The organism is Mycobacterium sp. (assembly GCF_052144515.1).
GTDB lineage: Bacteria > Actinomycetota > Actinomycetes > Mycobacteriales > Mycobacteriaceae > Mycobacterium.
Genome location: NZ_JBKQQD010000287.1, coordinates 1 through 26,672, shown reverse-complemented (window position 1 = coordinate 26,672; position 26,672 = coordinate 1). Strand labels below are relative to the sequence as shown.

At 64.2% G+C, this 26,672-nt stretch carries 23 protein-coding genes and 1 pseudogene; 12 read left to right on the top strand and 12 right to left on the bottom strand.

What is annotated here, in order from left to right; genetic code table 11:
• From ACLP9N_RS18795 to ACLP9N_RS18780, 4 genes are all read left to right on the top strand, one after another.
• A partial coding sequence (locus ACLP9N_RS18795) for a PucR family transcriptional regulator (protein WP_442408835.1) occupies window positions 1-1,079 on the top strand: 1,079 nt, incomplete at its 5' end.
• Window positions 1,080-1,087: 8 nt separating this feature from the next.
• Window positions 1,088-1,357 (top strand): sigma factor-like helix-turn-helix DNA-binding protein, encoded by a 270-nt coding sequence (locus ACLP9N_RS18790; protein WP_442408834.1) that lies wholly within the window; start codon window positions 1,088-1,090, stop codon window positions 1,355-1,357.
• 836 nt (window positions 1,358-2,193) lie between these two features.
• Window positions 2,194-3,144: a DUF5996 family protein gene (locus ACLP9N_RS18785; protein WP_442408833.1), complete on the top strand. Its 951-nt coding sequence runs from the start codon at window positions 2,194-2,196 to the stop codon at window positions 3,142-3,144.
• A 63-nt stretch (window positions 3,145-3,207) separates the two neighbouring features.
• Window positions 3,208-3,390, top strand: a complete 183-nt coding sequence (locus ACLP9N_RS18780; RefSeq protein ID WP_442408832.1) for a hypothetical protein — start codon at window positions 3,208-3,210, stop codon at window positions 3,388-3,390.
• A gap of 61 nt (window positions 3,391-3,451) precedes the next feature.
• On the opposite strand, the gene ACLP9N_RS18775 is transcribed toward ACLP9N_RS18780, so the two are convergent.
• From ACLP9N_RS18775 to ACLP9N_RS18735, 9 genes are all read right to left on the bottom strand, one after another.
• Complete coding sequence (locus tag ACLP9N_RS18775) at window positions 3,452-5,092, bottom strand: alpha/beta hydrolase (RefSeq protein ID WP_442408836.1); 1,641 nt, start codon at window positions 5,090-5,092, stop codon at window positions 3,452-3,454.
• A gap of 264 nt (window positions 5,093-5,356) precedes the next feature.
• Window positions 5,357-7,465, bottom strand: a complete 2,109-nt coding sequence (glgX, locus tag ACLP9N_RS18770) for a glycogen debranching protein GlgX (protein ID WP_442408831.1) — start codon at window positions 7,463-7,465, stop codon at window positions 5,357-5,359.
• Window positions 7,462-10,185: an MGH1-like glycoside hydrolase domain-containing protein gene (locus ACLP9N_RS18765; protein ID WP_442408830.1), complete on the bottom strand. Its 2,724-nt coding sequence runs from the start codon at window positions 10,183-10,185 to the stop codon at window positions 7,462-7,464. The genes glgX and ACLP9N_RS18765 overlap by 4 nt, the downstream gene beginning before the upstream one ends.
• 57 nt (window positions 10,186-10,242) lie before the next feature.
• Entirely contained in the window at window positions 10,243-10,863 is a 621-nt protein-coding gene (locus tag ACLP9N_RS18760) for an HdeD family acid-resistance protein (RefSeq protein ID WP_442408829.1), read from the bottom strand.
• A 114-nt stretch (window positions 10,864-10,977) separates the two neighbouring features.
• Window positions 10,978-11,421: a hypothetical protein gene (locus ACLP9N_RS18755; protein WP_442408828.1), complete on the bottom strand. Its 444-nt coding sequence runs from the start codon at window positions 11,419-11,421 to the stop codon at window positions 10,978-10,980.
• Between the two features lie 296 nt (window positions 11,422-11,717).
• Window positions 11,718-12,914 (bottom strand): AMP-binding protein, encoded by a 1,197-nt coding sequence (locus ACLP9N_RS18750; protein ID WP_442408827.1) that lies wholly within the window; start codon window positions 12,912-12,914, stop codon window positions 11,718-11,720.
• A gap of 274 nt (window positions 12,915-13,188) precedes the next feature.
• Entirely contained in the window at window positions 13,189-13,314 is a 126-nt protein-coding gene (locus tag ACLP9N_RS18745) for a GMC oxidoreductase (RefSeq protein ID WP_442408826.1), read from the bottom strand.
• A gap of 36 nt (window positions 13,315-13,350) precedes the next feature.
• Window positions 13,351-14,004: a Bax inhibitor-1/YccA family protein gene (locus ACLP9N_RS18740; RefSeq protein ID WP_442408825.1), complete on the bottom strand. Its 654-nt coding sequence runs from the start codon at window positions 14,002-14,004 to the stop codon at window positions 13,351-13,353.
• A gap of 204 nt (window positions 14,005-14,208) precedes the next feature.
• Complete coding sequence (locus ACLP9N_RS18735; protein WP_442408824.1) at window positions 14,209-15,702, bottom strand: CoA transferase; 1,494 nt, start codon at window positions 15,700-15,702, stop codon at window positions 14,209-14,211.
• A gap of 441 nt (window positions 15,703-16,143) precedes the next feature.
• On the opposite strand from ACLP9N_RS18735, the gene mdlC reads away from it, so the two are divergent.
• The 6 genes from mdlC (at window position 16,144) to ACLP9N_RS18705 (ending at window position 23,266) form a co-directional block, all read left to right on the top strand.
• A complete protein-coding gene (gene mdlC, locus ACLP9N_RS18730) occupies window positions 16,144-17,757 on the top strand; it encodes a benzoylformate decarboxylase (protein ID WP_442408823.1) in 1,614 nt (537 codons plus the stop codon).
• A gap of 460 nt (window positions 17,758-18,217) precedes the next feature.
• Window positions 18,218-19,729 (top strand): long-chain-fatty-acid--CoA ligase, encoded by a 1,512-nt coding sequence (locus tag ACLP9N_RS18725; RefSeq protein ID WP_442408822.1) that lies wholly within the window; start codon window positions 18,218-18,220, stop codon window positions 19,727-19,729.
• Window positions 19,730-19,731: 2 nt separating this feature from the next.
• On the top strand, window positions 19,732-21,432 hold the full coding sequence (locus ACLP9N_RS18720; RefSeq protein ID WP_442408821.1) for a PHA/PHB synthase family protein: 1,701 nt from the start codon (window positions 19,732-19,734) through the stop codon (window positions 21,430-21,432).
• A gap of 5 nt (window positions 21,433-21,437) precedes the next feature.
• A complete protein-coding gene (locus ACLP9N_RS18715; RefSeq protein ID WP_442408820.1) occupies window positions 21,438-22,268 on the top strand; it encodes an alpha/beta fold hydrolase in 831 nt (276 codons plus the stop codon).
• The gene (locus ACLP9N_RS18710; protein ID WP_442408819.1) at window positions 22,265-22,924 is read left to right on the top strand and encodes an acyl-CoA dehydrogenase family protein; all 660 of its coding nucleotides are present in this window, start codon (window positions 22,265-22,267) and stop codon (window positions 22,922-22,924) included. The genes ACLP9N_RS18715 and ACLP9N_RS18710 overlap by 4 nt, the downstream gene beginning before the upstream one ends.
• A gap of 24 nt (window positions 22,925-22,948) precedes the next feature.
• The gene (locus ACLP9N_RS18705) at window positions 22,949-23,266 is read left to right on the top strand and encodes an acyl-CoA dehydrogenase family protein (RefSeq protein WP_442408818.1); all 318 of its coding nucleotides are present in this window, start codon (window positions 22,949-22,951) and stop codon (window positions 23,264-23,266) included.
• Here ACLP9N_RS18705 and ACLP9N_RS18700 read toward each other — a convergent pair.
• A complete protein-coding gene (locus ACLP9N_RS18700) occupies window positions 23,172-23,597 on the bottom strand; it encodes a zinc-ribbon domain-containing protein (protein ID WP_442408817.1) in 426 nt (141 codons plus the stop codon). The two genes, ACLP9N_RS18705 and ACLP9N_RS18700, sit on opposite strands and share 95 nt — an antisense overlap.
• Window positions 23,598-23,745: 148 nt before the next feature.
• Complete coding sequence (locus ACLP9N_RS18695; RefSeq protein ID WP_442408816.1) at window positions 23,746-24,171, bottom strand: hypothetical protein; 426 nt, start codon at window positions 24,169-24,171, stop codon at window positions 23,746-23,748.
• A 521-nt stretch (window positions 24,172-24,692) separates the two neighbouring features.
• Between ACLP9N_RS18695 and ACLP9N_RS18690 the strand changes: the two are divergent.
• Window positions 24,693-25,361, top strand: a pseudogene (locus ACLP9N_RS18690) (AI-2E family transporter); the annotation flags it as partial.
• Here the strand turns inward: ACLP9N_RS18690 and ACLP9N_RS18685 are convergent.
• The gene (locus tag ACLP9N_RS18685) at window positions 25,362-25,895 is read right to left on the bottom strand and encodes a wax ester/triacylglycerol synthase domain-containing protein (protein WP_442408815.1); all 534 of its coding nucleotides are present in this window, start codon (window positions 25,893-25,895) and stop codon (window positions 25,362-25,364) included.
• Between the two features lie 435 nt (window positions 25,896-26,330).
• Between ACLP9N_RS18685 and ACLP9N_RS18680 the strand changes: the two genes are divergently transcribed.
• The coding region (locus ACLP9N_RS18680; protein WP_442408814.1) for a hypothetical protein at window positions 26,331-26,672 on the top strand (342 nt) is incomplete at its 3' end.

Genomic DNA, 26,672 nt, shown 5'->3' with positions numbered 1-26,672 from the left:
GGCTCTACGGGGCGACCGCGGCGGTGCCGTTCGACGTGGTGGCTGCGGGCTGTGCCGCCAACGTGCGAGCGATCTTTGGGGCGATCGCCGCCGGTGGCGATTTCAACGTGACCGCGGCCACCCGGCTAGGGGTTGAGCGGGCGCGTGACGGGGTGCCGCTGTCGTCGGTGATGGAGGCTTATCGGGTCGGTTTCCGGCGGGTGTGGGAGGCCGTAGCCGCCGAGGCCGCGACCCGGCCCGACATGAATGGCGATGCGTTGCATACGCTGACCGCCGAATTACTGACCGCTCAGGACGTGTTCACCGGCGCAATGGCCGCCGGGTACCGACAGGAGCAGACCCGCCGGGTCGTGCGCGACGAAATGAAGCGGTCAGAGCTCATCGATGCCCTGATGCGGGGCCGGCTGTTCGAGCGGTGCAGCCTGTGGGAGGCCGCCGACTATCTTCGGTTGCCGAGTACCGGTCCATTCGTGGTGGTTGCCGCCGATGTCTCCCAGTCCAGGGTGGACGCCCTGCCGGGTATCGAGGCGAAGCTCCGCAGCCTGGATGTGTCCTCCGCGTGGCGGGGGTTGCCCGACGTGGAAGTCGGAATCGTGCACGTCAAGACCGACCGCCACCTGGCTGCGGTGCTGGCGCTGGTGGCGCGGGTAGCCATCGGCCGGGTGGGTGTCAGCGCCCGCTTCGACGATCTGCGCGACACCGCGCGGGGGCTACGTCAGGCCCGGGTGACGCTGCGGGGCCGGGCAGACCCCGGCTCGCCGGTGTCGGTGTTTGACGGCTCGATCCTGGCCACCGCCGCGGTCAGCGCACCCGAAGTGATGGTCGAACTCGCGAGCCCCGTGATGGAGTGTTTCGCCGATCTTGCCGACGAAGAGCGGGAAATCCTGTTCGAGACGTTTCGGGTGTGGCTGGACCACGACGGGCCGATGCGCACCGCTGGGGAGATGCTGTTCTGTCACCCCAATACCGTCCGCTACCGGATGCACCGCATCGAGCAGCGCACCGGCCGTTCCCTTACCCGGCCGCGTGATGTAGCCGAACTGTGTCTGGCCTTCGAAGTGCAACGCCGATTGATGTAGAAGATTCGTTGTCGGACAACGACCTCAAGGCCGCAATGGCGGCACTGCCGCGGCAATTTCGCGAATTTGTGTATTACGCCGATGTCGCGGGGTTCCGTTGCATGGAGATCGCGGAGATCATGCACATCCCGTTGGGAACCGTGATGTCGCAGCTTCATGACGGGCGACGACAATTCCGCAAACTGCTTGCCGACGGCGTCGGACGTGTTGGCCCCGAAACACTGCCCCGCGACGGCGTGATGCCATGTCTGAAATTCAGTCTCCAGCGAAGTGCGTGAAATCTGTTGGCACGTAGGCAATGACGCGTCGACCCGAGGTCCTTGCCGTGACTCGTCAAGAGCTGTCGACGGGCTGCCGAAACCGGGCAGACGCAAACGTCGTCGGCTTAGCGGGACTCGAGCAGTTGAACCATTCACGTCCTTCGCGTGAGATGGACACGCCAACTGTGGATTACGTCATACATGCGTTGATTGATCAACCCACAGCGTTGCTGACAGCATGGCCAATCGCACCCCCTCACAGCTTGGCGTGCGTCGCGCGCCAGGCGTGGGCGTGCGCCTCTAGTGGCGACACCACCCGTCGTCTCGACACAGGAAGCCCAAGTTAGTGAAAAAGTCGATGACCGGGATCGCGCGACCGACTCCGGGCCTGACTCCGACGAGTGGACGCCGGCGGAAACCGTAACTGGGACGATCCCGGTCGACACCTCCGAGCTGTCATTACCGCGTCTCATGTAGCGACGCGGAATCGCAGCGGGCGGATGCTGATTCACCGATAGAACGCTTACGCATCCGCGGCCTTGCTCACGGGCGCAACGTAATCGAGACGTTTCTGCCAGCGTCGATGTGTTTCGGAATAGTCTCAGTGGTTTGCTTCATGTCATCGCGGACGTTGCAACTGGCGCCGTCGTTCACAGGCACCCGCGAAAGGCCAGCGACGTTGTGCGCATCGATATCGACAAGGGGCGGCGGCTTCCGGCAGACTCGAGTTGGCCATGCAGAGCGGAAGCGGAGCGGGTAGAGCCTATGAGCGGGTATTGGGTTGCATACATGATCGACGACCTTTCGACCAAGTCAATCGTTCGCACGCTGGGCGAACTGTGCAGGGGAACGACATGAACGGCCCCGCGTGGACCTACGACTGGCCATGCCTGATGGTGGACGAATGGCCGGCCACACGCGACACCTTGCATATGTGGACCCAGATCGTCGGCAAGATCCGCATGGTTCACATGCCGCTGTTGAACCACTGGTGGCAAGTGACGTTGTATGTGAGTCCACGGGGATTGACCACCGCTGCAGTTCCATACCGAGATGCGGTGTTCGACATGGAATTCGACTTCGTCAGCCATATGCTTGTGATCCGGCATAGTGACGGGGGCCAGAAGGCGGTGCCGTTAGTTGCCAAACCGGTCGCCGAGTTTTACGGAGAGACGCTCTCGGCGCTCGACAGTCTCGGCATCGAATCGCATATCATAGGCAAGCCCAACGAGGTAGAACCCGCTATCCCGTTCGCTGAGGACTACCAGCATGCTGAATACGATCCCGATGCGGCGCGCGCGTTCTGGCAGCAGCTGGTGGCGGCGCACCGAGTCATGACCAACTTCCGCGCGGCGTTCGTCGGAAAGGCCAGCCCTGTCCAATTCTTCTGGGGTGCTTTGGATTTAGCCTGTACACGATTTTCCGGACGGCCCGCCCCCCTGCATCCGGGAGGAGCCCCCAACTGCCCGGACTGGGTGATGGCTGAGGGGTACTCACGCGAACTCAGCAGCTGCGGCTTTTGGCCCGGAGGCGGTAAAGAGGGCGCGTTCTACTCCTACGCATACCCGGAGCCGGAAGGTTTCTCGGGCCACCGCGTTGAACCAGACACCGCCTACTTCAGCGACGAACACAAAGAATTCCTGCTGCCCTACGAAGCCGTGCGCACTGCCGATGACCCCGACCGCGCGGTCGCCCGCTTCTTGCAGACCACCTACGCGGCGGCCGCCGAGCTCGGCGGCTGGGACCGCAGCGCACTTGAAGACGACCCGAACCGACTGCCGCCGCTGTCCATGCGCCGCAGCTAGCGCGCGTATATATGGCGTCGGACGTGCGCCGACTTCCCCACGTGTGCGAACGCCGATGTTCGCGTGGAGCGGACCAAATGGGCGCCCCGCGGCCCGAGCGGGTGCGCGTTGGAACGCATTTGTGCCGCAGCGTGTTCGGCACTCAGGGATCGGTCCTTCACCATCGCCGGGCGGTTGACCGACCAGATGGCGATGACCCCGACCCGCAAGATCTTGTTCCGGCTTACCGCCGGCGGTGTCAGCTAATTTGCCCAACCCCCGCTCATCAGGGGGAACTGACCGTGCGCGAGCACCGCGCCGTTTGGCCTCATTCGTTGGCGTGCAACATAAGTCGCAGACGTTCAGTCTTGTCTGGAGTCCAAGCCGGCGGCTGCAGGATCGCGGCCCAGCCGTTAGCGACGTCTTTGACGTAGCGGTGACCGTGCCCGTCGGGAACATCGACGGCGACGGCCATGTCGGCCGATACCTGAAGGAAGGTCACCACCGGGATCCATTCCATCTCGCCCGGCACGTCGTAGCCGCGTTTTTCGCGCAGCCAGTCCGGTTTGCGCAGCAACAGGTCGGGGTTCCACCACGCGATTGGGTCGGACGCGTGTTGCAGGTACACGATGCGGGGGTTGGCCCACGGGTCTGGCGGGCGACCAAGGTTGTCGGCTCTGGCGGCGAATCGAACGTCCTGGCCCTGCTCATAGATCGGCAGCCATTGCGGTGAGCCCTTATCGCGATTGCGGGTCACCTCCAGCCACATCGTGTTGTTGAATGTGGGCCCACTAAACAAGGCACCGTCGGTGCGCGCGACGATGTTGTTGGCGGACAGGAACGGCGCCTCCCCGCCGAACGATCCCAGACTCTCGCCAAACAGCACCAGCTTGGGCCGCTGTCCTTCCGGCAGCGCGCGCACACGTGCCGAGACCGCTTCGAAGAGCGCCTGACCGGCCTGGCGGGCATTTTCCTTGTCCACCAGGAACGATAGCCAGCTGGGCAAAAACGAGTACTGCATGCTCACGATCGCGGTGTCGCCGTTGAACATGTACTCGATCGCGTCAGCTTCGGCCTCGTTGATCCAGCCGGTCCCGGTGGTGGTGGCGACGGCCACGACCTTGCGCTGCAGGCCACCGGTGCGTTCGAGCTCGCGGGCGGCCAGCTCGGCGGTGGCGCGGATGCCGTGGGCTGACCCCAACCCGGCGTACGCGCGGATCGGCTCTATTGCGGGGGCGCCATTGAACGCCGACAGCTGCCCGATCGCGGGGCCGCCGGCGACGAAGATGCGGCCCTGTTTTCCAATCGACGCCCATGACACCAAGGAGCCGGGGCCGCCCGAGCGCAGCGACGTCGTCGGCGCCGGCGTGTTCGGACTTTGCTCGTTGTTGACCGCCTCGAATGTGTTGTTCAGTGTTCGCATCGCGAAGCGGACCACCACGCCGTTGAGGATCGCGAAAATCAGCACGGCCACGAGCAGCGCCGCGACCACCGCCGAAACCCGTGGGGGGGCAACGCGATTGAGCTTGCTCACCAGGAAGAGAATTAGCCGCCTGATCAGTTGGCCGATCTCGACGAGCGCAAACAACACCACGATCGACAGCGCCGCAGCCAATGGGTAGTCATGCCATGTCAGCCGCGGGACACCCATCAGGTCGCGCACGTGGTCCTGCCAGACGTGGAACCAGAAGATCATGCCGATGGTGCCAACCACGGCGGCGGCGACCAGCATGACCCATGCCATTCGCGGCGCGGGCGGGCTGGTGTCTTTCGATCGCATGTAGCGCGCCAGCCACACCGCCAACACGCCCAGTGCATAACCAATCGCGCCGGATACTCCGCTGACCAGCGCCTGGAACAGCGGCCCGCGGGGCAGCAACGACGGGGTCATCGACAACCACAAAAGCACCAGCCCGACGGCGGTGCCGGTGAACGTGTAGCGGCGCACCCACCACGGCCTCTTATTCACTGGCGGCGCTTTCGCCGGGGGTGTGTGCCCGGGTGGTGCCGTCGCGACGGGCTCTTCGGTGGCAACGCCGCCAGGTGCTGTAGCGGCGGCGTTCTCGGCATTGGAGGGAGCCAATTCGTCAGGGCCGGAACCGGCTTCGCTCACCATCGCTCCTTAACGGTGTGAGGGCTGAGGACGCTTTCGGGTGCACGCGGTGATGCCCTCTCCCTGATCCTCGGTGCCAAAGGCCGTCGTCGACCCGAGGCGCCCACGATTTCATCGGACTCACGCTGTGCCGCCAGCAGCGCGGCTGGGCGAGGCCAGCGAGCTGAGTAAGACCGTTGAGCGCGATCCCACGTCCACGTGCCCCGCGGCCGTGCCAGTGTGGGCCGGGTCGAAGGTGTCGCACACGATGTCCCAGCGCCGCGCCGAGACGTCCGCTGGTAGCTGGAAGGTCAGCGGCTCCCACCAGGCGTTGACGAAGATGAGAAAGTCGTCATCGACCAGCGGTGTGCCGTCTGGCGCCACGTCTGGATCGGTTGAGCCGTCGATCAAAACCGCGACGGCGCGCGCCTCGGGGTCGGTCCAGTTCTGCTCGCTCATCTCGGTGCCGGCCGGGGTGAACCAGCGTAGATCCGCGGCGGCGGGGCCGGTCAGGAAGCGGCGCCTGCGGAACACCGGGTGCCGACGGCGCAGCGCGAGGAGGTCCTTTGTGAACTTGAGCAGTTCGTGGTCGACCGTTGACCAGTCGAACCAGGTGATCTCGTTGTCTTGGCAGTAGGCGTTGTTGTTGCCCCGCTGGGTGCGGCCGAGCTCATCGCCGCCCAGCAGCAGCGGGATGCCCGCCGACTGCAGCAGTGTCAACAGCAGAGCACGTTTCTGCCGGGCCCGCAGCGCCAGCACGTCGGGGCTGGTGGTTGGGCCCTCCACCCCACAGTTCCAGGATCGGTTGTCGTCGGTGCCGTCACGGTTGTCCTCCGTGTTCGCCTCGTTGTGCTTGCCGTCATAGGACACGAGATCGGTGAGGGTGAATCCGTCGTGCACCGTGACGAAGTTGACCGACGCGCTCGGCCTGCGCCCCGCGGCGGGGTCGCCGTAGATGTCGGTGGAAGCACACAGACGCGACGCGAAGTCTCCAAGCAGCCCGTCGTGGCTGCGCCACCAGTCGCGTACGGTGTCGCGGAAGCGCCCGTTCCATTCGCTCCACTGCGCCGGGAACCGGCCCACGTCGTAGCTGTCGAACCGGCCGACATCCCACGGCTCGGCGATCAACTTCACCTGCGAGATGACCGGATCCTGGCCGACGAGATCGAAAAACGCCGAGAAGGGGTCGAAGCCGCCCTCTTGGCGGCCGAGGGTGGGCGCTAGGTCGAAGCGGAAGCCGTCGACACCCATTTCGGTGACCCAGTAGCGCAGCGAGTCCATGACCATGCGTAGCGCAACCGGGTGGCCCGTGTTGACCGAATTGCCGCAACCTGTGGTGTCGAGGTAGCGGGCCGGGTCGAGGCGGTAGTAGGCCGCGTTGTCTAGCCCCCGGTGGCACAGCGTGGGGCCGTCGGCTCCTGCTTCGGCGGTGTGGTTGAACACCACGTCGAGCAGCACCTCCAGCCGCGCGGCGTGGAGGGTGGCAACCATAATGCGGAACTCCTCGACCTGGCCGCCGGGTTGACCGGCGCGCACCGCCGCGGAGTATCCGGCATGGGGGGCGAAGAACCCGATGGTGTTGTAGCCCCAATAGTTAGTCAGGCCGCGCTGCAGCAAGAACGACTCGGGCACGTTGTGGTGCACCGGCAGCAGCTCCACCGCGGTCACCCCTAGGTCGATCAGATGTTGCAGCGCGGCTGGGTGCGCCAGCCCGGCATAGGTGCCGCGCAGATCCGCCGGCACGCCGGGATGGGTGGCGGTGAACCCCCGCACGTGCAGCTCGTAGATGATCGTGTCGGCCAGCGCGTGCCCCGGCCCGGGCACGGCCGGTGGCGGGGCGGCTATCACCAGGCTGCGCGGCACGTGAGCGGCCGAGTCCAGCGGGCTGGGGGCGCCGGGGTCATCGGATGCGTGACCGAGGAGTTCGGGCCCGAACCGCACCCGGCCGTGGATCGCGCGGGCGTAGGGGTCGAGCAGCAGCTTGGTCGGGTTGTAGCGCAGGCCGCGCGCGGGATCGTAGGGTCCGCTGACCCGGAAACCGTAGGCCTGCCCGGATGTCACGCCGGGCGCAAAGCCGTGCCGGGTGTCGCCGTCACGTTCGGGCAGCACCAGCCGTGTCTCGACCCCATCGGGGTCGAACAGGCACAGGGTGACCTCGTCGCCGGCCGATGCCACGGCGAAGTTCGTGCCGTCGGCGCTGGGCGTGGCGCCCAGCGGGTCGGCGCGGCCGGGCAGGATTTTCGGGCTCATCGCGTCTCCTCACCCGGCACGAGCCGCTGGATGACCTGCGATACCGCGGGGTAGGCCCGGTGGCGGCGGCGGATCACGTCGCCCACCAGCCCGGTCCACCCGGTTTGATGGGATGCGCCCAGGCCCGCGGCGTTATCGCCGTGGAAGTACTCGAAAAATAGCAGGTTGTTCCGCCAGCGGGGGTCGGTCTGAAACCGGCCCACCCCACCGAAGCAGGGCCGGGATCCGTCGCTGCCGACAAGGAATATCGACACCATGCGTTCCCAAAGATCGGAGGCGACCGCGTCGAGGGTGACGCTGGTGCCCGAACCGGTCGGGTATTCGATCGTCAGCTCGGCGCCGAAGAATTCGTGGTAGCGCTCCAGTGCCGTCGCGGCGAGGTAGTTGAGCGGAAACCACACCGGGCCCCGCCAGTTGGAGTTGCCGCCGAACATCGCGGTGGTCGACTCGGCGGGCTCGTAGTCGATGTCGGCGCGCACGCCGTCGATGTCCAAAACGTACGGATGGTCCCTGTGGTAGGCCGATAAGGAACGCAGCCCGTGCGGCGAGAGGAACTCGGCGGGGTCGAATAGGGTTTGGCAGAGCCGACGGACCCGCTCGAGGCTGGTTACCCCGACCAGTAGCCGCCGCTCGCCGGGCGTGCCGCGCAGGATCCCCGCGGCGACCATGTCCTCGGTGCCGCCCAGCCCACGGCGTCGCAGGTAGTGGGCGAACCCCTTGTCCGTCACCAACGACTGGTCGATGGCCTGCTCGTTGACCACCGCCGCAGCGAGCAGCGGGATCATGGCGACCATCGAGCGCACGCGGACCGGGACCGCTTCGCCATCGGGCAGCACGATGCGGTCATAGAACATGCCGTCGCGTTCGTCCCAGACGCCCACCGTCTCCAGTGCGTCGGCGATGCCGGCGAAGTGCTCAAGGAACTTCTGCACCAAATCGAGCGCGGGTCGCTGTCCCGACCCGTGCAGGATCGCCGCAATCGTGGCCATCGACAGCGCGTACCCCGCCATCCACCCGGTGGCGTCGGACTGCTCCAGGACACCCCGGACGGGAAGGTGGGATCGGTCCAGAGGGCCGATGTTGTCCAGCCCCATGAACCCGCCCTCGAACAGGTTGGAGCCGTTGGCGTCCTCCCGGTTCACCCACCAGGTGAAGTTCACCAATAGCTTGTCGAAAATCCGGCTGAGAAAGTCGAAGTCGCGGCCCCCGTCGATTCCAAACACCTCCAGCGCCGCCCAGGCCTGCACCGGCGGATTGACATCGGAGAAATCCCACTCGTAGGCGGGCAGCGCCCCGTTGGGGTGTTGAAACCACTCGCGGCACAGCAGCGACAGCTGGTACTTCGCGAACGCCGGATCGACGTGCACCAGCGCGACGCAGTGAAACGCCAAGTCCCACGCCGCAAACCACGGGTACTCCCAGGTGTCGGGCATCGACATCACGTCGAACGCCTCGAAGTTGCGCCAGCGGGCATTGCGGCCAGACCTCCGCTGCGCCGGGGGTGGCGGCTGGGTCGGGTCACCGTCAAGCCAGCGGGCCACCTCGTAGTAATAGAACTGCTTACTCCACAGCAACCCGGCGAACGCCTGACGCATCACCGCGGCCTCGTCGGGCGACGCCGCGGCCGGGGTGAGCTCGGCGTAAAACTCGTCCGCCTCGGCGCGCCGCTGGTCCACCACCCGGGTGAAGTCCGCGCCCAGCGCCGTGGCCGAGTCCGGTCCGGTGCCGGCCCGACGCAGCCGCAGCCGTAGCTCGGCGGTCGCGCCGGGGTCCACCGTGAGCCGGTACCACGCCGCGCACTTGCTGCCCCGCTGCTGCGGGCTGACCGTGTCGGCCCCGGACACGACATGGTCGTTGATGCCGTCCTTGGGCCACCGCGAGCCACCCGTGACCCCGTACAGCCGAGCAACATTCGTCTCGTTGTCGCAGAACAGCAGCTCCGGGCCGCCGCCCTGGGGGGCCGGCCCGGGCAGCAGTTCGAGGTCACCAAGGAAGGGGTGCTCGACGGCCACCGTGCCGGCGGCAGCAGCCAGCGTCGGCGCGGCCGTCCCGACGTCCCAGGACCAGGTGTTGCGGTACCAGAGAGTCGGCAGCACGTGAAGCAGTTCGCACTCGGGCCCCGCGTTGGTCACGCCGATCGTCATCAGTACGTCGGTAGGGTCAGCCTTCGTGTATGACACATCGACGATCCAGTAGCGGTCGTCGTCGAAGACGCCGGTGTCAAGCAGCTCGTACTCGAAATCGAACTTGCCGCGCCGGCGGTTCTCATCCAGCAGCTGCTGGTAGGGGAATGCCCGCTGCGGGTAGTGGTAGCGCCAACTGTTCCACGCGTGGCTGGGCAGCGCGTCGAGGTACCACCAGTACTCCTTGACGTCCTCGCCGTGATTGCCCTCGGCCCCGGTCAAGCCGAAGGCCCGCTCCTTCAGGATGGGATCGCGCCCGTTCCACAACGCCAGCGCCAGGCACAGCCGCTGCTCGATGTCGCAGAAGCCGGCCAGCCCGTCCTCGCCCCAGCGGTAGGCGCGCGAGCGCGCGTGATCGTGCGGCAGGTAGGTCCACGCTTCGCCGTCGGCGCTGTAGTCCTCGCGGACCGTGCCCCACTGGCGTTCGCTCATATACGGTCCCCACAAATACCAGTCACTGGCTTGCCGCAAGCCCAAATCGAGCCGGCCGAAGCCATCGACCCGGCGGCGCTCCGCACCCGCTGCGGTCGGCGTCATGTTGAACCTCCAACTCGGCGCATCTTGTGTCGAGGCGTGTGCCATGTCCGCGTGACGCTATCGTCGCGCGGCAACGTGTCGGCCAATCCCGCGGACCAGGGAGGCCAACGCGATCTCGCCGATCCCGTGAACCAGCGTCCCCGCGGTGGTCCACGTCAGCAGCGCCGCGATCGGCGCTTTCAACGAAGCCGTGACCGACAACCCGATCGCGAGCTCGGTGAGGCTTGCAATCAGCAGAACCCACCACCCGTGTTCTCGGTTGGCAGCGATGGCGGTGAGGACACCGATGGCTCCCCAGAAGATGAAAAGGAAGCTCATCACCGCGGCCAACCCGACGACTGTGGCGTCCACGCCGAGGAATGCCACGACGCCCGCGACGACGAACAGCACCGCCAGCAAGCCGCGGGCTATCTGACCACCTCGGGATGACAGCATCGCGCCCGCCATTACCTCATTGGCCGCTGCCACCAGACAGAACACACCGGCAAGTATGGCGAGAGTCGCTACGGTGGCATAGGCAAAGTGCGGGATCGCGAGTCCGATCACGATCCAGGTCACGCCGGCGATAACAAGCAGCCACCAATACCGAGTCTTTGAGGCAAAACTGTTGGTCAAATGGTCGACGAGATCGTGCGCTCGCCTCGACGGCGTCATCGCGGCCTGACTGGTATTACCCATTGCGACTGCAGCGCAATCGATTTGTCAGTGGTGGTGACGGCGTCTGTAAGCGGCGCGACTGGCCAGTCGTGACTCATCGCGGCGTCGCGGCGGTCATTTTTAGTCGCTCCGGGATCAGGTACGGTGCGAGTCCGCGGCAGCGCGTGCATACATCGCATCGAGCGATGCGTACTCGGCTTCGTCGACAGCGGCCTGCGCGAAATCGATGGCATCAAGTGCATAAGAAAGGGCTATATTCGCGTCCGCATCCGCCGCGTCGGCGTCGAATTGTTCCTTCTTCTCCTCGACGCTTGTCCGCACCTCCGCGACATGGGCTTGCCACTTGGCGCGGATGTCCTGCCAATGCGACGACGCCTTGTCGCGGGCACCATCTGCCTTGTCCTTGAACTGATTGGCGGCTGCAGTTGCCCTATCCCGTGCGCTGGCGGCGTCGGCAGCAAGCTGATCTCTGGTGGACTGACTGGCCGCACGGAGATGTTGCGTGGCCATTTTTGCTTTGTCGGAAATTTTGTCGAACTCTGTGCTCAGATCGGTGTTTGCCACCAGAAACTCCTTCATCACCTAAGGCCGCTCATCGCCAACCGTTGTTACCCTGAGGCCGACTGGAAGTCGCCTAATTTGATTGTCGACGCTCGGCGGCAACGGGTCATTGTTCGCCGAGACATAATCGTCGTGCGGAGATTAGTCGCGACGACAAGCAACAGGTGCGTTGCGCGTGTTGATCCCGCGCCGTCCGCGCAGCGCCCGTGTTGGCTGAATTTCTGCCGCGGCACAACGTCGGGCGCTTCATGCGGGTGCTCGCAGAGGACTTCTTCGATCGCGGCGCGGATAGACATTGTATCCTTCGCGGATGATCAGATGTTCCTGCGGGCAACGATGAAGAAATAGCCGTCCTCGTCGACCCGGCCGATGTCGCCAGTCGAAAACCAGCCGTCGACGAAGGCGTCCGCGGTGGCCTCCGGCAAGTTCCAGTAGCCCTTCAACACGTTGTGGCCGCGGACTTGAATCTCGCCTGGTGTCCCGATCGGCACCTCGGTGGCGTGTTCGTCGATCACCCGCATCTGCACGCCGTCGATGGGTGTGCCGATCGAACCGACCTTGCGCAGCGCGGCGGGATGATTGAAACACGCCGGTCCTGACGTTTCCGGCAGCCCGTAGCCCTCGAGCACCGTGCAGTCCAACTTGCCCTCGAACCGGCGCAGCACCTCCACTGGCATCGCCGCGCCCGCGGAGATGCAGACCCGTAACGAGCCGAAGTTCGGGTCGTGGCCGGGGCTGGCCGCGAGTATCGCCGGGTACATGGGGGGTAGGCCCTCGAAGACGGTGACGCGTTCGGCCGCAATCATTTGCAGCGCTTTGCCAGGGTCAAATGTGGGAAGCAGTGCCAGTGTCGCGCCGTTCGAGATGGCCGCCGCCAGACCGCATGTCATCCCGAACGCGTGAGACAGTGGCAGGCATTCCAGCACGACGTCGTCGGGCCCAATGTTGAGCAGCCTGCGCGCAATGACGGCTTGGTTGTTGACCAGGTTGTGGTGGGTGAGTTGGGCGCCCTTGGGCACCCCGGTTGTGCCGGACGTGTGCAGGATGACCGCGTTGTCGTCGCTGGCGCGGGTTACCGGCCACGCCTGCCCGAGAAAGCCGCTGGTCAGCTGCTCGAGCGTGTGCTCGCCGACAACGATTGAGGGAACCCCGGCGGCCAGCGCACCGGCGGTAGCCGCAACCCCACCTGAAGGTGCGACGACCAGCAGGCGCGCACCGGTGTTGGTCAAGACGAACTCGACTTCGCGGGCGCTTCGCAGCGGATCCATCGGCACCACAACCGCTCCTGCGTGCAGCACGCCGTAGAAAACCATCGCGAACTCGGGACGGTTCGCCAACATGACCCCCACCCGGTCACCCGGGCGCAGACCTCGGTCGGCGAGGTAGGCGGCGAACCGTGCGGCGTTATCGGCCAGCTCCGAAAACGTTGTTGTGGCCCCGTCGCAGCGCAGCGCGGGACTATCAGGGTACATGTCTGCCGACTCGACGAGATACAGGCTCAAATTGGTCATGAAAACTTCCCGGGCGCAATGCCTCCCATGCTTTGACGATGGGGCCGGGTTGGCTACCTGTCGATAGAATCAGTGACAACGAGCACCGCTAGGCGGTGTTGGATCCAACAACGCCTCATCCCATGACCGGGTTTACCCTGCATTGCGATGCCGTACTGGGAAGTCGACGCTCAAGTGAAGCGGCCACCACGCTTTCTACGCCGACCAGCAGTGAGCATTTTGTTAAGGGAGTTATCGCAAAGGCAGGCTTTGTTGGTCTGCGGCGGCGCGGTCGTTATCGCGCATAGGCCCGGCGGTAGATGTGCTCGACAACCATGATGGTGGTCAGATTGGTGACCGTCGAGGGAACTCGGGGGATGATGGAGGCATCTACAACGCTGAGGTTTTGCACCCCGCGCATAGCACCGACCGGCTGATATGACGGGTGAGGCGGTGCTCAGTCCCGGTTCCTGCCTCCAAACAGCTGCAGGAAGAACGAGAACACGTTGAGCGCATCCAGGAAGATCGATACAGCGATAGACGGTGCCGAGTCCAGATCCGTCGATCGGCGGAGCCGCTGGAAGTCGACCATGGTGAGACCTGCGAAAATGACCAGCCCGAGGATCGAGTAGATGACGGCACCGCCGGGAATGTGCACGAAGATCAACACGACGCCGAACCCGATGAGCGCAAGTAGCGCCCAGAAGCCGACGCGGGCGATGCCGGACAGATCGGTGCGGGTGGCGTAACCGAAGGCGCCGCAGCCAGCGATGAACAGAGCCGTCGCACCGCCGGCCTCCCACAGCGCCTGGGGGTCCGTGTTGGCGTAGTAGACCAGCGTGGGTGACATTGCCAGCCCCAGCAGCAGCCCCACACCGAACAGCAGTGCGATGCCCAGACCAGCGGAGCTGCGGATGGCGAACCGCATGCCGATCAGACAGGCGAACGCCAGGATGAAGAATACGAACGCCCAGCCATTGCCGAGGTTGCGGCCCAGGTAGGCACCGAGCGCAAATAGGCCGGCGGTAGCGGCCACGGACCACATGACCTGACCGAAAAGGGTACGGGTCCGGTTTTCCACCCCGACCGTGCCGTAGTCGGGTGAGCTCATGGCATCGGATCCGTCCTATGTGAAGCTTCCATGCCCGAAGTGTTTCGCCGTGGCGAGCCCGCGTCGATGGCACAGGTGACAACGTCGGCATCTGATCGGTGTGTCTCCGAACAATGCATAGTGTGGTGGATGCCGTCAGGAACGTGGGAAGGCGCAACGGGCCTGTCTTTGACGTCAAGACCAAACTGTGCTGGGCTGACCCGGTTAGAGCCAGCTTGGTTGCCAGGAACCCAACGGAGTGAGGGGATACTTGTATTCGCCTGGCGTTTCGGACATCTCGATCATTTCCTTGACGCCGGTATAGCGGCCCATTGGCGTATCGACAACGAATCCATCGGGATCCGGATAGAGGTGCTCATCATTTGAGCCGGCTGTCTTTTTCGCGTGGTTGCGATCGAAGATGCCCAACTCAGGAAGCCAGAGAGCCGTGCGTACCAACGAAACTCTGACGCGGTAGCTTCCGCCCTCCTTGGCACGCCGGAGCAGGGCCGACAGGATGCCGCAGGTGGCGCGCCAACCTGCCGCGTAGTCGCAGGCCACGTAGATCGACGGATGTGCTGGCTTGTCGTCGCTACCCTCAATGTTGTCGAGGCCCAACGCGAAAGTGGCCGTGACGTCGAAGCCGACGCGATTCGACCACTGCCCGGTTTCGCCGGCCCAGGTAATCTGTGTATCGATCAGACCGGGGCGCTCTTTAATCACTTCCTCCGACTTGATGTGGAATCGCTGCCGCCATCCCGAACGGCGATTCGTGACTAATACGTCGGCCTTGGACAGGAGCTCACGGAACTTCGCATGGCCTTCGTTGTTACCCAACTCAAGCATCGTGGAGCGCACTCCGACATGCGAGGTGTAGTGCCAGAGGGTGTGCTCGACATCGGATGGCCGCCACACGTTGAGCGCGTCGGCGCCATGCAGGGCCATTGCGCGCCCGATCGAAGGGGCTGCAATGACGTGGCTTGATGAGAGTAGGCGGATACCGTCGAGCGGCGTCTTCGGATTGGGCGTAAATGGTATTGGATCGCTTTCGCCGACTTTCTCGATGCTGACCAGAGGCATCAGTCCCAGGTTCTTGGTGAAGGCATCCATCTTCAGTACGTCTTTGATGTTGCGGGCGAGCGGCATGAGGATGCCCGCTTTCTCACCGGCTTGTTCGAGTTCCTCACCGTTCCACTCTTTCACCGCGTCGCGTATCGCTTCATACGAGCCGCCCTTGGGTTTCAGGAGATCGAGTGCGTGCTGGCGTAAAGCGGGATAAATCTCGGCGAACATAATCCATTTGCCGTCCCCGGTGGGAACAATATCCGGACCGCCGGAGCATGGGCTGTATGGATCTGTGCGTCCGGGGAATCCATTGACCAGTTCCCACTTCCCGTCGAGGAACGGTGTGAGGCGCCGCAAAGCCTTACGCACGTCGACGTGAATATCCTGCCCCTCGCCGGTACGCTCCTTCCATATCTTGGCGATCAGAATCGCCTTGGCCGCGAGCGGGATTGCGCTGATAGCTCCATATGGCAATCGATCCGGCGTGATGGGATCAGAGCCGTAATAGGTGACCTTACCTCCGGAATCGGAAGTTGTTGCCCCTAAGCTTTGTAGCACGGACTCAACATGTGCAGGTACGTCTATCGTGCTGCTCTGTAACGGATTGTCGTAGTTGGCGACTATGCGTTCCGCCAGCTTTTCTGCTGCACTCATAGTCCATCTCCTTGTTGTGATCGCTGTTCACGTTCGCTTGCCTTAAACCTGCCCATAATCAATCTGGCCATTTACCTCAACCTGGCTCCTTTCCTTTCGAGACGCGCGATACATGCGGTTCGGTTTGAGCTGGCAGGAGCGGCTTCGTAAGAATCCCTGTGAAATCGATCCGCAAACGGCACCGGTCCCCAAATCATCGGAAGAACATCTGACGAGGTCGATGTCCTGATCAACAACGATCGGCAGCTGTTGTTGTGTCAGATCACACGGGGCTGCTTCTGGGCGCGCAGGATCTTTGGGCTCGTTGTTTCCCGTGACAACGGTCCAGGTTTGACGTTGTCAACCTGCACATTGACGCGCATCGGTGGTTCGGGTGATGTTGTTAGGGTGCGCAATTACGCGCTGGGAGTGCTCACCTGCAAGAAAGGCCCGGGAAGCGAGATGGCAGATAAAAAATCCGTCCACGAGGTGACCTACGACCTGCTTCGCGAACTAGGGTTGACGACGGTATTCGGCAACCCGGGCTCCACCGAGCAGACGTTTTTGAAGAACTTTCCCGACGACTTCACCTATGTGCTGGGGTTGCAAGAGGCCTCGGTGATGGCGATGGCCGACGGGTTCGCGCAGTCCACCGGCAAGCCCGCACTGGTCAACATACACACCGCTGCGGGAACCGGAAACGCGATGGGCAGCCTGGTGGCGGCTTACAAGGGCAACACCCCGCTGATCGTCACGGCCGGTCAACAGACCCGCGAAATGGTTTTGTGCGAACCGTATCTGAGCAATCCGGACGAGAATGTGTTTCCGCAGCCGTGGGTGAAATGGGCCTATCAGCCCGCCCGCGCCGAGGACGTGCCCGCGGCGTTCATGCGCGCCTACACGGTAGCGCTGCAGCCACCGGCCGGCCCGGTGTTTTTGTCGATCCCACTTGACGACTGGGAGAAACCTGCGCTGGGGCCGGCGGTGATCCGCACGGTCAGTCACCGGGTCAGCCCGGATGCCGAGCGGCTGCGCGGATTCGCCGACCGGATCAACCACGCGCAGCGGCCTGCGCTGGTGTTCGGGCCCGAGGTCGATCGCAGCGGCGCATGGGATGCCGGTGTGGCGTTCGCGGAAAAGGTCGGCGCAGCGGTGTACAGCAGTGCGTTGCCCGACCGGGCGTCGTTCCCCGAGGATCATCGACTCTTCCAGGGACAGTTGCCGATGACCGTCGACGGTGTCAGCAAGATGCTGCGAGGTTACGACCTGGTGGTGGTGATCGGGGCGCAGGTCTTCCGGTACTACCCGTACGTGGCGGGCGAGTATCTGCCCGAGGGCACTGAACTGCTGCAGATTACGGCTGATCCGCGACTGGCCGCCACGGCGCCGGTCGGTGACAGCGTGCTCGGGGACACGCTGCTCGTCCTGGAGCAGCTGGTGGACATCGTCGACGATCACAGCGACCGGACGGTCCCAGCTAGGCAGGCGCCCACCGCAGCCGTTGACGTGACCGGGTCGGCACCGCTGTCGGCGGACGCGGTGTGGTCGACATTGAGCAACGTCAAGCCCGCCGATTCGCCGTTGGTGACCGAATCGACATCGACGCTGGCCCAACAAGTGCGATTCGTGCCCAGCACCCGACCGGCTTCGTTCTTCGCCACCCCCAGCGGCGGTATCGGCTGGGGGTTGCCCGCGGCGGTCGGCATCGCACTGGGCGACCGTGCCCGCGGGGTCAAGCGCACCGTGGTGGCCACCATCGGAGACGGGTCATTCCAATACTCGGTGCAGGCCATCTGGACCGCGGCCCACCACCGGTTACCGATCGTGTTTGTCGTAATGCGCAACGGCGAATACTCGATCCTGAAATCGTTCGCGGAACTGGAGAAAACACCGGGGGTGCCGGGACTGGACTTGCCGGACCTGGACATCGCGTCCCTGGCCGTGGGTTTCGGGTGCCGCGCGGTCAACGTGGACACCACCGAAAAGCTCGCCCACGAATTCACCGCCGCGCTGGATGCCGACGGGCCGACTGTCATCGTGGTGCCTACCAAACCGCAAGCGGTGCACCTCGGATAGATGTCCTGGCCGAGGCAGCTTCCCTGCCGTTGTCGAGTCATAGCTACATCGAGGCAAGCCCGCACACGATGGCCTTGTGAGCCGGAAATGTCAGGCTACCAACAAAATCGGCCCAGCCACGACAACGGCAAGTAGACGGTTGTTGCGGAAATGTCGAGGAGCTAAGGCGCATCCAGGCGGACTGCGACTGTGACCGTGCTGATGGCCACGTTCGCTATCAGCACCACGAGCCAGGTCGTCGTGGTTGACGGTGAGGATGCACGCGTGTCTGCGCTAACCGGGGTGTGTCCACTAGGCCGCCCTTTAGCGACCGGTCCGCGAGGAGCTGTGCGCCGTCACACCAAAGCAGCCAGGTTGTTGTGCTCACTGACATTGTTGTGCGAGGTCGCCGAGAGGACGATTGGAATCCTCAAGATAAGCCCAAAGCCGGGCACCTCAAGTAGATCCCCAGAGGCACACCATGACCGCCCTTAGCGCCAATCTCGTTGCGTCGAAAGATACCCACCCGGACCGCATTGCGCTGCGCCGCGACGATCTGCAGTTCACCTTCGCCGAGTTCGACGCCGCGGCCGCCCGGGTGGCCACGCTGCTCGAGCAGGCCGGGGTAGAGCCGGGCGATCGGGTGGGCGTCATGCTGCCCAACACCCCCGCATTCGCCATCGTGTTCTACGGCATCATGTACCGCGGCGCCGTCGCGGTTCCGATGAACCCGCTGCTCAAATTCCGTGAGGTGTCCTACTACCTGTCCAACAGCGGCGCCGAGGCACTGTTCGCCGCGCCCGCTTTCGCCGACGAAGCCACCGCCGGCGCCGACGAGGTGGGCGCCCAGTGCTGGCTCGTCGATGACGCCGGACTGGCCGATTTGACCGCCGACCTGCCCAGCCAGGACGCGCCGGTGGAACGCGGCCACGACGACGTCGCGGTCATCCTGCACACTTCCGGAACTACCGGCAAGCCCAAGGGTGCCATGCTCACCCATGGCAATCTGGGCCGCAACGCCGAGGTCAGCGTCCGGAGCCTCGTCGAGACGGGGCCCGACGACGTAGTGATGGGCTGTCTGCCGTTGTTCCACGTCTTCGGCCTGACCTGCGGGCTCAACGGTGCGGTCCTCGCGGGTGCGACGTTGACGCTCATCCCTCGGTTCGATCCGCGCAAGGCGCTTGAAGTGATCGAGCGCGACGCCGTCACGGTGTTCGAGGGGGTGCCGACGATGTATTCGGCGCTGCTCAGCGTGGCAGCAGATGCCCCCGCGGAGGCGACGCGGAGTCTGCGGACCTGTGTATCCGGTGGCGCGGCGCTGCCGGTGCAGGTTCTCACCGACTTCGAAAAGGCCTTTGGCTGCACCGTTCTCGAGGGCTACGGGCTTTCCGAGAGTTCTCCGGCGGCCGCGTTCAATCATCCGAACCGGCCCCGCAAGGCGGGCTCGATCGGAACCCCGATCGAGGGTGTGGAGATGCGGGTAGTCGACCTGGACGGAGTTGAGGTTCCGCAGGGGGAGACAGGCGAGATCCAGATCCGCGGCCACAACGTGATGAAGGGCTATTGGAACCTCCCCGACGCCACCAAGGACACGATCACGCCCGACGGCTGGCTGGCCACCGGCGACGTCGGACGCGTCGACGAAGACGGCTATTTCTACATCGTCGACCGGACCAAGGACCTGATCATCCGCGGTGGGTACAACGTCTACCCACGCGAGATCGAGGAGGTGCTCTACGAGCATCCGGCGGTGGCCGAAGCCGCCGTCATCGGTATCCCGCACGACTCCCTCGGCGAGGAGGTCGGTGCAGCAGTCGCTCTCAAGAAGGGAGCTGCGATTACGGCCGACGAGCTGCGCGAATACGTCAAGGCCCGGGTGGCCGCCTACAAGTATCCGCGCCGGGTCTGGCTGGTGGACGCTCTGCCCAAAGGACCCACCGGCAAGCTCCTGAAGCGCGAAATTACTGTTCCTGCAACTGAAAGGACACCGTGACCATGGCAACTCCCTCGAATCCCGTGACTAAAGCCGACGAGCTGGCTGCACCGCTGGACTTGCTGCTCACCAGCGCCACCAAGCCATTCGCCAGCCGAATGATGCCGAACGCCACCTGGGCCCGCTTCGGCGCCAACCTTGCCCAGCATCCTGGTGCCGTGGCCAGCCGGGCCGCCACCCTTACTCGTGAACTCGGCGCTATCGCGGCGGGCAAGTCTCACCGTGCCCCGGCGCGGGCCGACAAGCGCTTCAGTGACCCTGCCTGGCAGGAGAACCCGCTGCTGCACAGAATCATGCAGGGCTATCTCGCAGGCGCCGAGGCCGCCGAGTGTCTCCTCGACGACGCGCAGTTGGATTGGCGCGACAACGAGAAGATGCAGTTCGTCGTGGACAACGTGGTGGAGGGCCTCGCGCCTAGCAACAACCCGCTGATCAATCCGCTTGGGTGGAAGGCGCTGATCGACACCGGCGGTTTGAGCGCGGTGCGAGGAGTGAGAGCCTTTGCCCGGGACATGCTTTCGAAGCCTCGGGTGCCGGCAATGGTCGAGCCCGACGCGTTCTCGGTGGGTGAGACGGTCGCCATCACCAAGGGGGCGGTGGTGCTGCAAACCTCGATGTTCGAACTGATCCAATACGCACCGCAGACACCCAAGGTGCGTGCCATTCCGTTGCTCATGGTGCCGCCGGTGATCAACAAGTACTACGTCATGGACATCGCGCCTGGCCGCAGCATGATCGAGTACTTCGTGCAGCAGGGCCAGCAAGTGTTCGTCATTTCGTGGCGCAACCCGCAGGCTCGCCATCGTGATTGGGGTTTCGACGCCTACGGCGCGGCGATCATCGAGGCAATGGATGCGGTGCAGAAAATCGCCGGCGCCGACAGCGCTCACCTGCTGGCCACCTGCTCGGGCGGCATCCTCGCGGCGATGACTGCGGCCCATCTAGGCGAGATCGGCGAGGGCGATCGGATCGCGGGCCTGAACTTAGCGGTCACCGTGCTGGATGAGACCCGGGCCGGCTTCGCGGCCGCGGCAATGAGCGACCGCGCGGCGCAGGCGGCGATTCGAGTTTCGGGCAGGAAAGGCTACCTCGACGGACGCGACATGGCGGAGATGTTCGCGTGGCTGCGGCCCACGGACCTGGTGTGGCGGTATGTAGTGAACAACTATGTGCAGGGCCGCAAGCCGGCGCCGTTCGACGTGTTGTTCTGGAACGCCGACACCACTCGGATGGCCGCCGCCCTGCACCGCGACATGGTGCTGATGGGGCTGCGCAACGCGCTGGTCACCCCTGGTGCTGTCAGCATGCTTGGCAGCCCGGTCGACCTAGGCAAGATCACGTCCGACGCGTACGTCATCGGCGGCGTCGCCGACCATATCTCCCCGTGGCAAGCCACCTATCGCAGCGCACGCCTGCTCGGCAGCAAGGACAACCGCTACGTGCTGTCCACTAGCGGTCACATAGCGGCGCTGGTCAACCCGCCCGGCAACCCGAAGGCGTCGTACCGGACCGGTCCGGTCGACGCGGAAGATCCCGAACAGTGGCTGGAGTCTGCGCAGAAGTTCGGTGACTCCTGGTGGCCGGATTACGTGAGCTGGCTGGCCGAGCGCAGCGGCCCGGAGGTCGACGCTCCGAAAGCTCTTGGCGGGGAGGGTCTGCCGCCGCTCGGCCCAGCACCGGGCAGCTATGTGATGGAGAAGTGAGAACCGTGCGCCGGCTGACATCGGCGAGCACCATTGGCGAGGAGCGCTACGTCACGGCCGGCGGTCAGCGAATCCGAGTCAACGTGCGCCACGGAACCGGCGTGCCGCTGGTGCTCTGTAACGGCATCGGCGCCAGCCTGGAGGTGCTCGATCCGCTGGTAGAGCAGTTGGATTGCGCGGTAATCAGATTCGACGTTCCCGGGACCGGAGGATCGCCCACATCCCCTCTACCCTACGGGTTTCCCTACCTTGCCTGGGTGCTGGGCCGGGTGCTGTCCAAGCTGGGCATCAGCGTGGTGGATGTGCTCGGGCTGTCCTGGGGCGGCGGCCTCGCGCAGCAGTTCGCCTTTCAGAATCCGCGCCGGTGCCGGCGCTTGGTGCTAGTGGCGACCGGAACCGGCGCGCTTATGGTGCCGGCGCATCCGCGGGTGCTGGCGAAAATGCTTACCCCGCGCAGGTTCTCGGATCCCGATTACGCTGCCTCCATCGCCGCCGAGCTGTACGGCGGTACCGTCCGCTCGCACGGTGAGGACGTCGCGCGACTGTTCGTGCGGCAGTTGCACGCCGGATCTAAGACCGGCTACCTGCATCAGCTGCTCGCAGGTGCGGTCTGGACCAGCTTGTTCGCATTGCCCGCGGTACGGCAGGAGACGTTGATCGTAGCGGGCACCGATGATCCGATTATCCCAGTGGTCAACGCGCGCATCATGAAAGTGTTGCTGCCTCATTCGCGGCTGCATCTGCATTCCGGCGGGCATATCGACCTCGTGCACAACGCTGCCGAACTCGCGCCCGTCATAGAGAGATTTCTGAACGAGCCAGGGGACCGACCGTGAACCACAACGACGTCGACACCTCGGATTTCTATTCGTATGAGCGCCTGCTCATCGATGAGGAGCGCCACCTGCTGCATGCGGTGCGCAAATTCGCGACGACCGACGTCGCGCCTATCCTCCTCGAGCACTGGTCGCGCGCCACGTTTCCGTTCCAGATCGTGCCCGGGATGCGCGAGCTGGGCATCGCGGGCCTGCCCTACCACGGCTACGGCTACGGCTGCGCCGGGCGCCGTTTCCTGCTCGAAGGCATGGTCACCATGGAGCTGGCCCGCACAGACTGCTCGATCGCCACCTTCAATGGGGTGCACGGCGGTCTGGCCATGGGGTCGATCTATCTGTGCGGCTCCGACGAGCAGCGCGAGAGGTTCCTGCCCGCCATGGCGCGCTACGACAAGATCGGCTCGTTCGGGCTGACCGAACCGGAGGTCGGTTCGGGGGCGTCGGGTGGGCTGCAGACGACGGCGCGGCGCGACGGGGACACCTGGATCCTGAACGGCCAAAAGAAGTGGATCGGCAACTCCACCTTCGGGGATTTGACTGTCATCTGGGCCAAGGACGTCGCCGACGGGCAGGTGAAAGGCTTTGTGGTGGAGAACTCTTCGCCGGGTTTCACCGTCGAAAAGCAGATGCACAAGATTGCGTTACGCATCGTTTAGAACGGTCTGATCACGCTCGACAAGGTGCGCGTCGACGAATCCGACCGATTGCAGCGGGCCAACTCGTTCAAAGACACCGCTGAGGTGCTGCGGATGACCCGCGCCGGGGTGGCGTGGATGGCGGTCGGTTGCGCGATGGGGGCCTATGAGAACGCCCCGGCCTATGCGTGCAGCCGACAGCAGTTCGGCCAGCTAATCGGCGGCTTCCAGCTGGTCCAGGATCTGCTGGTTCGGATGCTCGGCAACGTCACATCCTCCTACGGACTGTGCGTACGGTTGTCGCAACTGCAGGATGAGAGGCTCGCCGAGGACCGGCACTCGTCGCTGGCCAAGGCATTCTGACCAGCCAATTGCAGCCCAGGTCGGCGGCCTTGTTGCAGGCTATCCAGCTACACCCATCGATGACCGCGGCACCCGACGAGGTAGCGACCATCGTCTTCGTCGGAGCATGAAATCCCAACTCGGCCTGGCAGTTGAGGCAACGGTGCGATTCGAATGCCACCAAGCCGCGGCACACCGGGCAGGCGAATGCGCGCACGCGTCGGACAGCCCCGGAAAGTACAGCGCGGATAGGTACCACCGGCGGGTTGCACCTGAAGGTGTCCGGCCGGGTACTCGTTGAGAACGGACGTCGACGGCAGGACGGGCGCGCGCCGGAGAAACCATCGAACATCCGCTCGCATCGGAGCGGCTAACTTTCCTCGAGGCCGCCGCAAGCAAAGGTGGTGAGAAATTGCGCACTACCCAAGCACGGCCATCTCATCGAATCCCGGCATGTGCGCGTGAGCGCCACGCGGACCTGCCGACGGTTCTCCGCGCGATCAGGTGAGCGCGACTGCCCTGGCTCGTGCATATACGGCATCGAGCGCCGCGTACTCGGCTTCCTCGATCGCGGCCGCGGCGAAATCGATGGCATCCAGGGCGTAGGACAAGGCGATATTGGCGTCCGCGTCGGCCTCCTTGGCATCGAGTTGGGCCTTCTTCTCTTTGACGTCTTCTCTTGCCTTGGCGACATGCGCCTGCCACTTGCCGCGGATCTCGTCCCACCGCGATGACACTTTGTCGCCGGACGCATGCGCCTTCTCTTTGAACTTGTCGGCTGCTGCGGCGGCCTTGTCTCGCGCGATAGTGACATCAGCTTGAAGCTGATCTTTGGTCATGTCACCGGCGGCATGTAGCTCCTGGGCCGCCTTTTTCGCCTTGTCGGAAATCTTCTCGAACCGTGCGCTCAGATCGGTGTCTGTCATCCGAGCCCCTTCCGTGAGTTCAGGCGGGCTCTCCGCCACTGGTCGATCGTCGCTCCCTGCCGGGCGTCCGTCAATGTTTGGCCGGACACGATATTCGGGTGGGAATTGGTCGGCGCGACAACCGTGAGTCGCGAGACCCTTGCATGACGTTGCCGCCGACCGCTTACTCTCTGTCGGCACTGATGGGTCTAAGCTGATTCCGTTGTCAGAAAACCGGTTTGATGATTCAGTTCCGCGCGCGCGTTCCTGGCGGCTACACCGCGCACCCATGGCGGCTCTTCAGTCCACGCGGACAACTACGGTGTCTTCGGGGCACCAAAATGTGACTGACGCGCGCCGCCGCCCGGCTCAATGCCCGCATCCAACAACTGGAAAAAGCCGACCAAGCACCGACCAGAGAGGAGTGAAGAGGAGTAGGGCAGTTGCCCGGAAACCCTCGCTGAGCTGCTAAAACGTCGAGTGCCCTGTGTGGCTGACGTTCATCGGTTACGGCCGGGTCTGAGTTTTCTGGCGTAGTCGCTCGCTTCCACCTGCAACAGCGGATCACCGGCATCATGAACGGCTCGGGCGGACCTGCATTTGCAGGGCTCGTCAAGGCCGGATCAGCGGTGTTCGGCGCCCTGACCCACCTCGGGGTGGTGGCTGTCTTAACCGTCTACTTCCTGGCCGACATGCGCCGCATCCGCGCGACCTTGTACCGGTTGGTGCCGCGCTCCCGGAGGCCGCGTGCGATCCTCCTTGGCGATGAGGTCCTCGCCAAGGTCGGTTACTACGTCCTGGGCAACATCGCGACCTCGATCGTCGCGGGCGCGGCCACCTTTGTCTGGTGCATCGTCTTCGATGTCCCATACCCGTTGCTGCTCGGTGTTTTCGTCGCGATATTGGACCTCATCCCATACGGTTCCACCGTCGCCGGGGTCGTTGTCGCCTTGGTCGCGCTGACCATCTCCATCCCGGTCAGCATCGCCACCGTCGCCTTCTACGTAGTGTTCCGGTGGTTCGAGGACTACCTGTAGGTACCTAAGGTCATCGGGCGCGCCGTAAGGGTGCCCGGGGGCGTCACCGTGGTCGCCGTCCTGATCGGGGCGACGTTGCTGGGGATTGTCGGAGCGCTGGTTGCGATCCCGGTGGCCGCGGCGGTGCAGCTGCTCGCCCAGGAACTGCTGTTTCCCGCGCTTGACGAAGCGTGATCAGCAACCGCTTGCCGTCGCACAACCAGCTGTTGGCCCGAGTCTCGTCGCCGATCCGTCCAACGCCGCGGACCGTGGTCCGATAGCTGAATCGAGTCGCGCCGCGACTCTTCTCAGCTCTCGTGCTGCTCTCCGGCGGCAGACCGTGGGCACAACGACGCCGGTGACCCTGGTCTGCGGGCTGGGCTGCTCATGAGCAAAAACCTGACGCGGCAACGTGATCGGATCCGTACCCGCGCGACAGTCGTCCGTGCGGTCGCCCGGGTGCGGAAGTGCGACTCGATGCAGGTGATGAGAGATATCGAAGTTTTCGGCATCCACCCGCTCCGGCGCTTCCAGGTCCAACGGATGCATACGCAGCACCTGCCTGAATCGGGGTACGGTGACTACTCGCTCCGTGAGGCCCGACACGAGCGAGTCGTATTCAGGAATCGGTCCTTCGATCACGGACACCGTACCGATCGCAAGACTGACGTGGGGGTCGGAATCCTCGGTTTCCAGAAAGCCCGCATCCAACGTCGACAGATGCTCCATGGAAACACCGTGCCCTCTCGCACGAAGCTCCGGAAGAGGCCGAAGTCTCAATGTCGGAGGGCCCTCGGGCACCCCCGACGCCGCCGCGATCGGCGATCAGAGTATTCCGTACGAGGGACCGCCGGCCGATAGCGAGGGAAAGTGGGACCGATGGCGAATCGCGACGAGCTGACTCCGCGAAGGGTCACATCATCGGTCATGTGGTCATCGTCCTCTGGCGCGCTCAGGGCCGCGGCGCCGTGAGCACCACGGGGGCGATGCCGTCGGCGGCGCCACCCCGGATCCGGCCCGATGCTCGGCGGTGACAGGCGGTGACTAATTACTCTAGAGCGGTGAAGCAACAGTTACTAGACTTCTGAATATCATTTGAAGGTGAATATCATTTGAAGGTGAATATCATTTGAAGGCCATATTCGGAGATGACAGGACAGAATCATGAAAAAGCTTTCAGAACTCCTGCGAGAACTTGCAGACCGTGCAGAGAACGCGGAGAACAAGGTAGCAGCGGCTGAGCAAGAAACCGGCGAGAAAGTGCATGCCGCTATCGACACCTCCAAAGCGGATGCAAAAGCCAGGCAGGATGAATTCAAGGTGAATGTGGCAAAGAAGAAGGCAACCGCTGCTTCCGACTGGAAAAAACTCCAGGCCGAGCACAACCAGCGGGTGGAGAAAATCAAGAACAATATTGCAGCCAAGAAAGACGCTGTTAATCGGAAGCTCGCGGAGCACCGAGCCGATGACGCGGAGGACAACGCCACGGCTTTGATTTACTTTGCC